The sequence below is a fragment of the Bacillus sp. FJAT-27916 genome (assembly GCF_001183965.1).
Lineage (GTDB): Bacteria > Bacillota > Bacilli > Bacillales > Pradoshiaceae > Pradoshia.
The window spans coordinates 3,526,756-3,539,175 of the sequence record NZ_LFZV01000001.1 but is presented as its reverse complement, the minus strand read 5'-3'; the positions used below and the strand labels follow the sequence as shown (position 1 = coordinate 3,539,175).

Below are 12,420 nucleotides of genomic sequence, written 5' to 3'. Positions count from 1 at the left end.
TAATATTTCGTATACTCCATTATTTCAAGAAGAACTTTTCAATTGAAGCTAGTTGATATTCAAGGGATAAGGCATCATTGAAGTAGAAGGCAGGCCCATCAGTCAATAATACCTGGCCTCTTTTGACAGCCTCGATATTGTTGTACCATTCTGAATCAGTGAAGGAGGTATCCTGCCAAAGATTAAGCAGGAGGTAATCGCCGACATAGTCATCCAGCACTTCCTGTGAAATGGCGGCATAACCAGGTTTTAAGGCTTGATCAATAACGGATTGAGGCATTTTTAAACCCATCCCCTGATAAAGGATTTCTGTGCCGCGTCCCCATGCATCCCCGAACACATACATTTGTTTTTCATAATTCTCAGCCACAGTTATCGTCGTATCTTCACCGATTTTGGATTTGATGTCTTTTCCAATTTCTTGGGTTCGTTTTTTGAAGTCTTCTGCCCATGCTGCGGCTTTCTCTTCTTGATTCACAACCTTACCAACTTCAATATGCTGCTGCAGATAATCGTATTCGCCGTATGTAAATAGGACAGTTGGTGCGATTTCCTTCAGTTTATCCGCATTATTAACATTGTCGAGTCCAATGATAAGATCTGGTTCAAGCTCGAGAATTTTCTCTAAATCCTCATTCGTAACAATCTCTGCATGAGCCAACCCTTCCTTGAAGTTCGGATTATCCATGGACCAGGAATCAACCCCGACAATATTGACCCCCAGCTTGATTAAATCCCCAGCGTAGGAGGAGAGCACAACTACGCGCTCCGGCTTAGATGGAACCTCGATATCGCCTTTAGAAGATTGATAGATAATCGTATCAGAAGTGTCTTTTGAACTTGCCTTTTCATCCGTAGCAGAATCAGTTTTGCCGCAGGCAGCCAGTACAAGGATTAGTGCGGTGCATATCAATAACATCCATTTTTTCATGGTATTCTCCTCTATTTGATTAGATTGTATGTAGTGCAAATAGGCTTATGAAAGCGTGGGTCCTTATCAATGACTGCATCAATCTGGAAGACCTTTTTCAGCACATCAGGCGTCATCACCTCATCCGGAGTACCGGCTTTGACAATTAAGCCTTTTTCAAGGGCAATCATATAATGAGAGAACCTGGCTGCATGATTAAGATCATGAAGCACCATCACGATGGTTCTATTTTCTTCCTCGTTCAGCTTTTCCAATAGCTCGAGCACCTCTAATTGATGGGCCATATCAAGATAGGTGGTTGGCTCATCGAGGAAGATGATATCCGTGTTTTGAGCGAGTGCCATCGCAATCCAAACCCGCTGCTTTTGTCCGCCGGATAATTCATCAACTGAATGATGGCGAAAAACCAATGTGTTTGTCGCTTCCATCGCCCATTCAATTACCCTTTTATCTTCTTTCTTTAAGGTGCTGAGACCGGACTGATGGGGGAAACGGCCATAGGAGACCAATTCCTCAACCAATAATCCAACGGCACTATCTTGTGTCTGGGGAAGGATGGCAAGCTCGCGGGCCAAGGCTTTTGTTGACTTTTGATGAATGTCTGTCCCGTCAAGGAGAACTTGTCCTTTTTGGTAAGGAATAATACGTGTAATTGCTTTTAATAGAGTTGATTTACCACAGCCATTAGAGCCGATGATTGTGGTAATCTGACCATCCGGAATCCGAATAGTCAAGCCATCAACAATGACTGTGCTGTCATAGCCGACGACGACATCGTTCACTTCTATTCTCATAGTGCTCTCTCCTTTTGGTGAAAATGATAATCATTATCAACCGAATCTTGTGCTTTGATTATCAAATATTTGTTAAAGATTGTCAAGGTAATTATTGGTTAATGATGGGTGCCCGAGGCTAGATTGAATGTGGGGATACAGGGCGTATAGGAAAGAGACAGAAGGGAACGAATCGTTGTTTAACTCATATGAAAATAGTTAATATTATATAAAAATAATAGATACAAAGACTGCACCCTGGGAAGGAGAGAGAAGAGATGCCCGTCCAATTGAATGATAAAGAGTTGCCTTACTTGGATAAAGATAAGATAAACGCTATTTTTGATTGTGTGTACGGAATTGGAGATACCGGAGAGATGACGAAGCAATTATTACAGGAGCCTCAATTTCGTGATACAGTCCATCTGCTATTAGCTATGCAGAAATACAATTATCAGCATCGTTTTTTGGAAACAGCTGAATTATTCGGCACTTTTGAATCTACGGTAGGACCGATGGAAAGAAATTCTGAGGGAACGACGCTGTGGCTGTCATTAGGGCTTGCAATCAAAGAACTGTATGGAATGCGGCTCTCTACCTTGAAGGGGCTGCTTGAGCAGGTGACTATTAGAAAATAGCCAAAAAGACCGCTGATTTCAGCGGTCTTTTCCTTTAGCGCAGGCTTTGGGCAAGCTCTGTGAAAATGATTCCGAGAGCATGTGCACCTGCATCTGGATGGCCGAGACTGCGGTCTCCGACTGTTCCAGCGCGTCCCATGCGGGCAACGATTTCCTTCGTATATTCAGCTCCTGCCACAGCAGCTGCGGCTCCTTTTTCGAAGGCGGTTTTAAAGTCTTCGTTTGCTTTGGCACTCATCATCCAGGAGTCTACACAAGGGGCGAATGCATCCACAAGGGTTTTATCGCCAACAACGGCGCCTCTGCCGAAGGAGCGCTCACCAGTTGCCTGAATGCCTTTTAGGGCAGCCTGCAGCATTTCAGCAAATTCCTCGACAGTTAGCTGCTTCTTGCCAGCTGCTGCTTTCCCGGCAGCGCGGAAGGCAGAACCCCAGATTGGACCAGATGCGCCGCCGCAATATTCCATGATGACCATGGAGGAGGAATCCAAGAAGGATTCGATTGATAACGTCTCTTGTTCGAGGATCGTATTCCATTCGCGTTTAAGCTGCTTGAAGCCTTTGGCTACACTCATCCCAAAGTCTCCGTCACCGGCATGGGAGTCGAGCTCGCAGAATGGAATTTCATTTTTGATAATTACCTCACTCATTTTATCCACGAGATAGATGATATTATCAAGGCTTAATGCCTCATCATTGATTACGGCCTTTTCCTCGCTTGTCTCCACTTCAAAAGAGACGGCCTTTTCCTCGGAGAAATCACTGTTTAAAATGTAATCAACCAGTTCAACTGGACCATCCACCCTGAAGGCAGGGGCTGAACATGGGCTTGATAATAATTGCTTCAGCTCATCATCCAGCTTCATGAATGTCAGGGAGGCTCCTGCCATATCAATGCTTGTCATATAATTGCCTACAAATGTACGGTAGACCTTTATGCCCCGTTGATGAAGCTCACGAATGACAGAATGATTGAGCAAGTATAGCTCCTGGAGAGGAGTCGCGCCAAATCCGTTGACGAGAATAGCCAGCTCCTTCGTATTTTCATCAATGCCAAGGTCTCGTAGTAGGTCACTTGTCATTCTTTCTGCCAATTCATCTGCAGAAATCATCTTTTCGCGCCTAATACCTGGCTCACCGTGGATGCCGACACCATATTCCATCTCATCCTCACCAAGTGTAAAGGTAGGTGTTCCTTTTGCCGGAACCGTACAGGAGGTTAGGGCAAAGCCGATGCTGCGTACATTCGCGGCAGCCTTCTCAGCAGCTTCTTTCACGCTCTGTAAGTCTCTTCCTTCCTCTGCTGCAGCGCCTGCAATCTTATGAACGAGCACAGTACCCGCAACGCCGCGGCGGCCGACAGAATAGAGGCTGTCCTCTACCGCCATATCATCCGCAACCTTCACATATTCAACCTGGATACCATCTTCTTCTGCCAAGGCAGCGCCATTCTTAAAGTTCATCATATCCCCACTGTAATTCTTGATAATCATGAGGACGCCCTTTTGGCCAGCTGCTGCTTTGATCCCTTGATATACTTGGATTTGAGAAGGGGATGCGAAGACATCTCCGCAGATGGCTGCATCGAGCATGCCTTTTCCGACAAAGCCGGCATGTGCAGGTTCATGTCCGCTGCCGCCGCCGCTAATAAGGCTTACTTTGCTTTCATTGATTTGTTTCTTCTTAATGATCTTATCTTTTTTGAGGAATTCCAGCTCTGGATGGGCCAAAGCGAGTCCATAACCCATTTCAATGACGAGGTCCTCTGGTTTATTGATGATCTTTTTCATATCTTACCGCCTCCTGGTATTCATCTAGAACCATAGATTAACTAGATTTCCGTATAATCCCTATCATAGATTGAAAGCGTTTTATCGTAAACGGACAAAAACCTCGATTTGTCAAAATTGGTTGCTTCTATCATATTTTTGTATAATAAAAGGACTATTTGATAGGGATGGTAATCTATGACTTCATCGATCATTACAAAGAAAATCATCGCGAAATCGTTGAAAGACCTGATGGAAACAGAATCCTTCCACAAGATTTCGGTCAGTGATATTATGGGAAACTGCCAAATGCGAAGACAGACCTTTTATTATCATTTTCAAGATAAATATGAATTGCTCGGCTGGATTTATAAGGAGGAGACACAGGAGAATATAACCGATTTCATTGGATATGAAAGGTGGGAGAATATTCTTGAACTGCTGCTGTCATACTTCAGCAGAAACCGGCGCTTCTATCGTAACGCCTTTACGGTGACGGAGCAGAATTCCTTTAATGGCTACTTATTTGAACATACGAAGAATCTCTCTCTTGAGATTATCGATAAAGAAATGATGAAGGAAAAACAGTCCATTGCTGCTGCTGAGAAAGAGCTGTTAGCCTCTTTCTACAGCCATGGATTTGTAGGAATGATTCAAGATTGGATTGAACAAGATTGCCAGACAGACAAGGTCGTTATGTCGGCCCTGATGAAGAATATGATGAATGATATGCTGCAAACAGCGATGAGAGGGAGAGGCCATGAAAAAGATACTCAATGAAGTACAAGGTGCAGTGAATGATATGCTGAACGGCTTTTATTTTGAACAGAGGGGAAGGGTTAGCTATGATCCTGAGCATGAGATTATTTACCGGAGTGACCTCTGGGATCTAGAGGAGGTCATTCTCATCAGCGGGGGCGGGAGCGGCCATGAGCCTGCTCATTTCGGCTATGTAGGGAAAGGAATGCTCTCGATGGCGGTTTGCGGTCAAATCTTCATCCCGCCAACAGCTGAGCAAATTGCAGCTGCCATCCGAATGGTCGATAAACATAAGCCAATCCTCCTTATCATCAAGAATTTTGAGGCAGATCTAGAAAGCTTCCTAAGGGCAGAAGCAATGTCGAAGGAAGAGGGATGGAACATTGATCATATCATCGTGAGTGATGATGTATCAGTAGAGGATGATAATTCCTATGAGAAAAGAAGAAGAGGTGTGGCAGGTACCGTGCTTGTTCATAAGATTCTCGGTGCTGCAGCGGCAGACGGCTGCTCCCTTCCTCAACTTAAGAAGCTTGGAGAAGAAGTGACCAGCAGGCTTCATACATTAGGGGTAGCCCTTTCACCAGCCAATAATCCGGCAAGTGAGGAGACACCTTTTAGACTTTTGGATAACGAAGTATTCTATGGGATTGGGATCCATGGTGAGAGCGGATATCGGAAAGAGCCCTTCCATTCCTCTGAAAAATTGGCTATCGAGCTGATGAACAAGCTTAAAAGCATTTATCGCTGGCAGAAGGGAGACTCCTATGCTGTCCTCGTGAATGGATTAGGAGCTGTGCCGCTAATGGAACAATACGTCTTTGCCAATGACATTCGCCGACTTTGCGAGCTAGAGGGGCTGAACGTCCGTTTTGTGAAGGTCGGGAGTCAGCTTACTTCCTTGGACATGAAGGGAATCTCATTGAGCTTGCTGAAGATAGAAAATCCTTTGTGGGAGGAATGGCTGAGAAGAGAAGTGGAAACGGCGAGCTGGAGGTGAGCCGTTTCGTGAATGGGTGGATAAGGTGGGACCTGCAATTTGATTATTAACAAATAAGAGCAGTGAAAGCTCCCTGGTTGAATTGTCATTTATGTTTAGCTGTTTCAAAGTTCAATCATATGCAGCGCCATATCGGCTCTTCTCTGATCAGAATGCTGTATATATAGTGCCTTGGAAAAAAGACGAGAGCCACATAGGATTCTCGTCTTTTTGTATGTATAGAAAACAGGTTATTCCACAATCTCAATCTGATTATTCTCCGGGTCCAGGATACAGCTTTCGTAATACCCGTCTCCTGTGGTTCTTGGACCGCTTAGGACTGTATAGCCGTCAGCCTTTAACCGGTTTGTCAGCTCATCCACTTTTTCCTTGCTGCCGGCACTGAAGGCTAAATGGGCAAACCCAAGCTGGATAAGATGTTTTTCGTTTTCCTTCATGTCTGGTCTTTTCATGATTTCAAGTCGCACATCTCCTTCAAAGGACAAGAAATATGTTTCTAAGCCCGTTTTAGGGTTATGGTATTTGTCATTTTCTATGGCGCCGAAATATTTTTTGTAAAATTTCTTCGCACGTTCTAAATCTTCGACAAATACGGCTGCATGATTGATTCTCATTGTTGTTCCTCCTTATTAGTGTGCCACTTCTCCATTGTAGCATGGAGGAGATGGCGACACAGGCGGAAATATTCCCTGATTCCTCATCCTGAGATATCGAGTCTATAAATGAATGGATTCCTCATCAATTCGGTACTGACCGCGATGCTGCTTCATCCGTCCATTGTGCAGCAAATAGTATTCGAAGACTTCCTTGGATGTGTACGTTGGCGTGAATCCAAAGGTGGATTTCAGCTTCGTGTTATCAAGAACAGGGCGGTACCGAAGGAAGTTAACCTGTTCCTCGCCATATTGGGTCAGGGACAATCGCTTCAGGATGAAAAGAGCAGCCTTGACGATGGATGCTGGTATCCGGATGACAGGCTTGTGCAGGATATAGGCGAGCTCATCAATGGTCAGCTTGCCATCTCCGGCAACATTAAAGATTCCTGTTATGTCCCCAAGGACAGCTTGCTTGAGGCAGCTTGCAACATCTTCATCCCAAATGAAAACGAAGGGGCTGTCCGATTGGGAGATGCCGATTAAGGCCTTCTTTTCAAAAAGGGCAGTGATTTGGTTATTAACGGTTTCGCCGAGAATGGTGCCAATACGGAAAATGATTTGCTCGAGTTCAGGATGAGTCTTCCGATATTCGGCTAATAGCTGTTCGACGAGTCTCTTATGATGCGAATAGGCAAATTCCTCGTTTCCTCTGATTTCGGTATCCTCTGTTATCCATTCTGGGTTGTCAGGATGGTAGCCGTAAGCAGCTCCGCTTGATGAAACGATTATGCGTTTGACCCCAGTGTTGACGCATGCCTTAAGAATATTCTCCGTGCCAAGAACATCGACAGAGTACTCGAGCTCGCGATTGCTCTTCTTTCCCGGTGTGACAATGGAGGCAAGATGGACAACGGTATCAACCTGGTATTTGGCCATAACCTCATGAACATGCTCGGAGCGAATATCTAATTGAACAAAATCAATTGGAGTCTCTTTATACAAAAAACTCTGATCATGAATGTCTGTGACGATGATCCGAATGGCTTCGTCGTTTTTTACTGCGCCTGACAGCCTTCGGACGAGGAGGCTTCCTAAGTAGCCCGCCCCGCCTGTTATGAGTACATTCATGTTTTCACACTCCCAACTGGTGCTTGGCTTGTATCAGCCAGAGGAGGTCTTTTTGACCAGTAAGTGGCTATGGTCAGGCCGGAAATGATATGCCAGATCGCCCACCACGCCGCTACGATGGCCATGCCCCCTAATCCATTAAAGAAGTTGAAAATCAAAATCAGCCCTAGTCCGGAGTTCTGGATTCCTACCTCAATGGAGATTGCCCGCCGGTCAGCGACTGGGAGCTGTAAGAGTGAGGAAGTAGTGTAGCCAATCGTGATAGCAATTAGATTATGAAGGAATACAATGAAGGCTACCATGCCGATGAACTCGATGAAGTACGTGAAGTTAGAGGCTAACGAAACAAGGACAAAAAGCAAGAAAAAGGCAATGGATACTTTTTTTGCCCATTTGACGATTTGCTGTGCTCTTACCGGGTATTTATGTCTGACATACATCCCGGCGGCGAGCGGCAGCCCGAGCATGAGGAATATCGTAATCAGCATATCTTGGGGACTTATGGTAAAAGACTGAAGGAGGCTGTTTGTCGGGCCGTACAAGGATCCCCAGAGTAAAGTATTAAACGGTGTCATAAAGATTGCGAGCACGGTAGAAATGGCGGACATGCTGATGGACAAGGGAGTGTTTCCCCTTGCCAAATAAGTCAAGAAGTTAGAAAGATTGCCGCCCGGGCATGCCGCAACCAAGAATAATCCGAGTGCAATACTTGGCCTTGGCTGGATGATGAGTACGAGTAAATAGGTGAAGGCCGGCAGCAGGATGAATTGACAGGTGAGACCGATAAGGGCAGGCTTCGGATTGCTCAGACTGCGTTTAAAGTCGGACAAACGTAAATCGAGTGCGACACCAAACATGATGAATCCGATTAGGATATTCATGATAGTCAAGGAGGCGGCATTAAAGTTTAACTGGATATCATCGATGTTCATCTTATTTACCCCTAGGTTCGGCATGCATTTCTTTGAAATATTTCAATCCTGGCGCCCACATATGTTTGACAGGGTCCACATCCACATGAATAACCGAACAGATTCCACTCCGGATTGAACGTTCAAGCGCCTCGCGGAAGCCGGCTGGGTTATTGGCATATTCCCCATGCGCACCCATGCTCTCAGCAAGCTTATGGAATTCAATCTTTCCAAGGTCGGTATTAATACTTTCCTCCGGACTGAGTGTTTTCTTAATTAAGGTCTTGATAGGCTTCATCGCAATATGTTGATTTATTTTCACCATTCCCCATTGGCGGTCGCAAAGAACGATATAAATGACATGGAGGCCATTGCGTACAGCGGTTTCAATATCCTGCGGATGAAAGCCCATGGCTCCGTCCCCAATGACGCAGCAAACAGGAACATCCGGTCTTGCTGCCGCGGCTCCGAGTGCCTGGCCGACACCTGCGCCAAGCATGCCAAACTTAAAGGTCGAAACGACTGTTCCCGGCTCTCTCACCTTGTAGTAGAAATTAGTCCAAATGGCCGTGTTTCCCCCGTCAATGACGAGAGGAGATTCAGCTGGGAAAATATCATTGCAAATAGCTGGAACATGAGCCGAATTCATCGGTGAGGCAAAATCATTTAAGTGCTCATCCAGTTTATCGCGGTGCTTCTTTTTATCTTCAAGATATTTAGACAAAAGGGCTTCGCGGGAGAGAGGAGATAATTGTTCTTTAAAATGCTGCAACCGCTCATACAGTCTCTCAAGGAAGACTTTCACATCAGACTGAATGGTTAATTCGCATGGCTTATTGGCCCCAAGTATGGATGGGTCTATATCCACTTGAATCATCTTCTGGTTTGGATTCCAGTAAGGCGCCTTTCCCCACCAGTCCGTTTCACCAAGCCTTGAGCCAAGGACTAGCAGGACATCAGCTTCATTGCGTACCTTATTATTCGTTTCGATATGGACCATCGGCAGCATTAAGCGGTTATTCTCTGAAATGGCCCCGCGCCCTGCCCAGCTTGTGGTGATCATTGCTTGGAGGAATTCGGCCACTCTTTCAAGCTCTTTGAAGGCTCGAGCGTGGATGACTCCGCTGCCAGCATGGATGACGGGAAATTGGGCTGAAAGCAATAATTTCACAGTCTGGTCGAGCTGCTGCTCGCTTGGTCCAGGTGGCTCGGTTATGCGGTAGTGGCTGGGCTGCCAAAAGGAAAGGTCACATTTTACTTTTGTATTCAGGATATTCTCCGGAATATCTAGATGGACAACTCCTGGCCGGCCCTCATAGCATTTCCTTAAGGCCGTCCGAAGCATTTCAGGAATCCGCTCGAATGATGGGACGCTCTCGCTCCATTTAGCCATTTGACCGATGACACCTGTCTGGTCAAAGCATTGATACGTGCCGCCGCGATCGGGGTACATGATGCCTGTCCGTCTTGCGCTCGTGATGACAAGCACTCGATTTCCTTCTGCCTGCTCAACGACCAATCCCGGGAGAATATTTGCTACCCCAGGCCCGTTGCTCGCCATGCAGACTCCGAGTTTTCCAGTTAATCTCGCATAAGCACCGGCCATATGGGCAGCGCTTGTCTCATGGCGAGGAGATAGCAGTTCAATGCCATAGTTCTGTAAATTTGAATAGAAGCCAAAATAGGTTCCATCAATAATCCCAAATACTTTCTCAACATTCTCTAGGCTCAGCATCTTGGCAATCACTTCGCCGCCTGTCATTTCAGCCATCGTATTCCTCCTTTAGGGTAGGTGATAGTTTAGTGGATTCCATCAGTGACTAATTCATGAAGCAATTGTTCGAAAAGCCTCTCGATATCCTCACGGGTCGGCTGTTTTCGATTGGTGGCAATGCCATTGCCGAGGAGAGCGAGCTCGGCTAATTCCTGTATGTAAGGCAGCAGCTCGTCCTCTATTTGAATAAATTGTCTGCCGGCTTCCCAAATGTGAAAGCGTCTATTATATTGCCGGACGAGCATAAGGATTCTCTTCGCTAGATCTGCCTTGCTTAAATTCGGACTATGGCCTAAAGCAACGGCGATTTCTGCATATCGTTCCTCGGCCGATTCCAGGCTGTATTCAATGACAAATGGGTGTATAAGAGCAACGCTTAACCCATGGGGAAGCTGATATTTAGCTCCTAAAGCCCTGCCGGCTGCATGAGCTAGATTTGTGGATGAATTCGAAAAAGCAATGCCAGCATATAAGCTGCCAAGGAGCATCTCATCATAGATGTATGGGTTGGTTGTTTTGTTATATACCTCTGGGAGATTGTTCGTGATTTTGATAATAGCTTGAAGGGCATAGAAGTCAGAGAAGTCATTGGCTTTCGTTGATACATAGGCTTCCATCGCATGTGTAAGTGCATCTAATCCAGTATAGGCTGTGATGGCTGGAGATAATTTCTGAGTCCAATAGGGATCCAGTATGGCCGCATCCGGTATAAAGGCTGGATGGGAAGGGTTGAGCTTGATGCCGGTCTCGTTGTCCGTTATGACCATCACGCTTGTCGCCTCTGAGCCTGAGCCCGCTGTTGTTGGAATAGCAATCAGTGGCAGACGTTCAATGTCTGCTTCATGCTGGATTGTCATCAAGCTATGCTGCGGATTGAGAATAAAGATGGACACGGCCTTTGCCAGGTCAATGACACTGCCGCCTCCGATTGCTGCGACTCCGTCACATCCCTTTGCTTCTGCACGACCAATGGCGTTTCTCACCTGCAGGAAGGTTGGCTCACCTGTGTCGCAAATGTAGGTATGAAAGGAAATCTCCTCTTTCTCAAGTGCCGGAAAGATAATGGATTGGGCATCCACCATTAACTTTGAAGATATCATAATGAATGGCTTAGCAATTTGCATGTCCTGAATGGCCTCTATGAGCTGAACGGCGCTTGTCCCGCCTGTCATAATCCTGGAGGGCTTGAGAATGGATTGGATAGGAATCACTCCTTGTTATTATGTATTCGCTTACAAAAGTGAGGGAGTCTGGGTGGTAGAAGTTATTTGGTCCATACTTAATGAACATTATAATGAGCAAGAAAGATAAACGCAATATTATTTCTGAATATTCAAATTATAAGCGGTTAAGGTCTTATCAATCCTTCCAACTGGAGCCTCCTTAATAAATGAACATACTTAGGGTATGTGAAAATCGCCTGGTTTGTCATTTTTATCTTATATTGTTTATTCATTCCTCTCGTATTACAGTATAATATTTAGTAGGGAGAATGGGGATAAGGGGGAATAACTCATTGCAGGAGCTTAGCGGCAAACTTTACATATTACTAGAATGGGTGACACGTTTCGCTTATTTACATATACTTTGGATTTTCTTTACTTTATTTGGAGGAGTAATAGCGGGAATATATCCTTCTACGACAACAGTCTTTGCAATCATGCGGAAATGGTTGAATGGAGAGGAAGATTTGCCAGTATTTAAGACATTTTGGTCTTATTATAAGAGGGATTTTTTAAAGAGTAATCATCTAGGAATCTATATCAGTATTATTTTATTTTTTATCCTGGTTGATTTATTTTATCTATACAGCATAGCGGATAGTGCCATGCACTGGACGGCTGTTCCGTTGTCAGTAGGCGTGCTCTTTCTTTCCTTCTTGCTGCTGTATCTATTTCCTGTGTTTGTTCACTATCATCTGCCTGTCCGCAAGACAGTAAGGACGGCTTTTCTTCTGATGTTGATCAGCCCGGTTCAAATTTTTGTCATGATGATTAGTCTGTTTTCCATTGCGGTCATTCTATGGATATTTCCAGCTATCGGGTTTATCTTTGGAATAAGCCTGTATGCCTTTGTAACTGTATGGGCATCTCGTTATTCGTTTAAACGGCTGGAGCAGAAACAGGTGTCATAAAAAAACCT

At 45.2% G+C, this 12,420-nt stretch carries 12 protein-coding genes; 4 read left to right on the top strand and 8 right to left on the bottom strand.

The annotated features are described in order from the left end of the window. Positions 1–19: 19 nt before the first annotated feature. Positions 20–931: an ABC transporter substrate-binding protein gene (locus tag AC622_RS17345; RefSeq protein ID WP_049672192.1), complete on the bottom strand. Its 912-nt coding sequence runs from the start codon at positions 929–931 to the stop codon at positions 20–22. Between the two features lie 11 nt (positions 932–942). After that, positions 943–1,725: an ABC transporter ATP-binding protein gene (locus tag AC622_RS17340; protein WP_049672191.1), complete on the bottom strand. Its 783-nt coding sequence runs from the start codon at positions 1,723–1,725 to the stop codon at positions 943–945. A 257-nt stretch (positions 1,726–1,982) separates the two neighbouring features. Between AC622_RS17340 and AC622_RS17335 the strand changes: the two genes are divergently transcribed. After that, positions 1,983–2,342, top strand: coding sequence for a hypothetical protein (locus AC622_RS17335; protein ID WP_049672190.1), 360 nt, complete (start codon positions 1,983–1,985; stop codon positions 2,340–2,342). 34 nt (positions 2,343–2,376) lie between these two features. On the opposite strand, the gene dhaK is transcribed toward AC622_RS17335, so the two are convergent. Beyond that, a complete protein-coding gene (gene dhaK / locus AC622_RS20800; RefSeq protein WP_082197200.1) occupies positions 2,377–4,131 on the bottom strand; it encodes a dihydroxyacetone kinase subunit DhaK in 1,755 nt (584 codons plus the stop codon). Between the two features lie 177 nt (positions 4,132–4,308). Here dhaK and dhaS point away from each other — a divergent pair, with 177 nt between their 5' ends. Next, the gene (dhaS, locus tag AC622_RS17325; protein WP_049672189.1) at positions 4,309–4,890 is read left to right on the top strand and encodes a dihydroxyacetone kinase transcriptional activator DhaS; all 582 of its coding nucleotides are present in this window, start codon (positions 4,309–4,311) and stop codon (positions 4,888–4,890) included. Beyond that, positions 4,871–5,869 (top strand): DhaKLM operon coactivator DhaQ, encoded by a 999-nt coding sequence (gene dhaQ / locus AC622_RS17320; RefSeq protein WP_049672188.1) that lies wholly within the window; start codon positions 4,871–4,873, stop codon positions 5,867–5,869. Before dhaS ends, dhaQ begins: the two co-directional genes overlap by 20 nt. A gap of 230 nt (positions 5,870–6,099) precedes the next feature. On the opposite strand, the gene AC622_RS17315 is transcribed toward dhaQ, so the two are convergent. The 5 genes from AC622_RS17315 to AC622_RS17295 form a co-directional block, all read right to left on the bottom strand. Continuing rightward, complete coding sequence (locus AC622_RS17315; RefSeq protein ID WP_049672187.1) at positions 6,100–6,483, bottom strand: VOC family protein; 384 nt, start codon at positions 6,481–6,483, stop codon at positions 6,100–6,102. Positions 6,484–6,585: 102 nt separating this feature from the next. Next, positions 6,586–7,593, bottom strand: a complete 1,008-nt coding sequence (locus tag AC622_RS17310; protein WP_049672186.1) for an SDR family oxidoreductase — start codon at positions 7,591–7,593, stop codon at positions 6,586–6,588. Next, positions 7,590–8,525: a bile acid:sodium symporter family protein gene (locus AC622_RS17305; protein ID WP_049672185.1), complete on the bottom strand. Its 936-nt coding sequence runs from the start codon at positions 8,523–8,525 to the stop codon at positions 7,590–7,592. The genes AC622_RS17310 and AC622_RS17305 overlap by 4 nt, the downstream gene beginning before the upstream one ends. A gap of 1 nt (position 8,526) precedes the next feature. Continuing rightward, positions 8,527–10,275: a thiamine pyrophosphate-binding protein gene (locus AC622_RS17300; RefSeq protein WP_049672184.1), complete on the bottom strand. Its 1,749-nt coding sequence runs from the start codon at positions 10,273–10,275 to the stop codon at positions 8,527–8,529. A gap of 29 nt (positions 10,276–10,304) precedes the next feature. Beyond that, positions 10,305–11,450: an iron-containing alcohol dehydrogenase gene (locus tag AC622_RS17295; protein ID WP_053103780.1), complete on the bottom strand. Its 1,146-nt coding sequence runs from the start codon at positions 11,448–11,450 to the stop codon at positions 10,305–10,307. 344 nt (positions 11,451–11,794) lie between these two features. On the opposite strand from AC622_RS17295, the gene AC622_RS17290 reads away from it, so the two are divergent. Further along, on the top strand, positions 11,795–12,412 hold the full coding sequence (locus AC622_RS17290; RefSeq protein ID WP_197089953.1) for a YesL family protein: 618 nt from the start codon (positions 11,795–11,797) through the stop codon (positions 12,410–12,412). Positions 12,413–12,420 lie beyond the last annotated feature (8 nt).

Coding starts and splice junctions, on each gene's coding strand:
- AC622_RS17345 (WP_049672192.1), bottom strand. CDS start 931: ATGAAAAAATGGATGTTATTGATATGCACCGCACTAATCCTTGTACTG.
- AC622_RS17305 (WP_049672185.1), bottom strand. CDS start 8,525: ATGAACATCGATGATATCCAGTTAAACTTTAATGCCGCCTCCTTGACT.
- AC622_RS17340 (WP_049672191.1), bottom strand. CDS start 1,725: ATGAGAATAGAAGTGAACGATGTCGTCGTCGGCTATGACAGCACAGTC.
- AC622_RS17335 (WP_049672190.1), top strand. CDS start 1,983: ATGCCCGTCCAATTGAATGATAAAGAGTTGCCTTACTTGGATAAAGAT.
- AC622_RS17300 (WP_049672184.1), bottom strand. CDS start 10,275: ATGGCTGAAATGACAGGCGGCGAAGTGATTGCCAAGATGCTGAGCCTA.
- AC622_RS17295 (WP_053103780.1), bottom strand. CDS start 11,450: ATGACAGGCGGGACAAGCGCCGTTCAGCTCATAGAGGCCATTCAGGAC.
- dhaK (WP_082197200.1), bottom strand. CDS start 4,131: ATGAAAAAGATCATCAATAAACCAGAGGACCTCGTCATTGAAATGGGT.
- dhaQ (WP_049672188.1), top strand. CDS start 4,871: ATGAAAAAGATACTCAATGAAGTACAAGGTGCAGTGAATGATATGCTG.
- dhaS (WP_049672189.1), top strand. CDS start 4,309: ATGACTTCATCGATCATTACAAAGAAAATCATCGCGAAATCGTTGAAA.
- AC622_RS17315 (WP_049672187.1), bottom strand. CDS start 6,483: ATGAGAATCAATCATGCAGCCGTATTTGTCGAAGATTTAGAACGTGCG.
- AC622_RS17310 (WP_049672186.1), bottom strand. CDS start 7,593: ATGAATGTACTCATAACAGGCGGGGCGGGCTACTTAGGAAGCCTCCTC.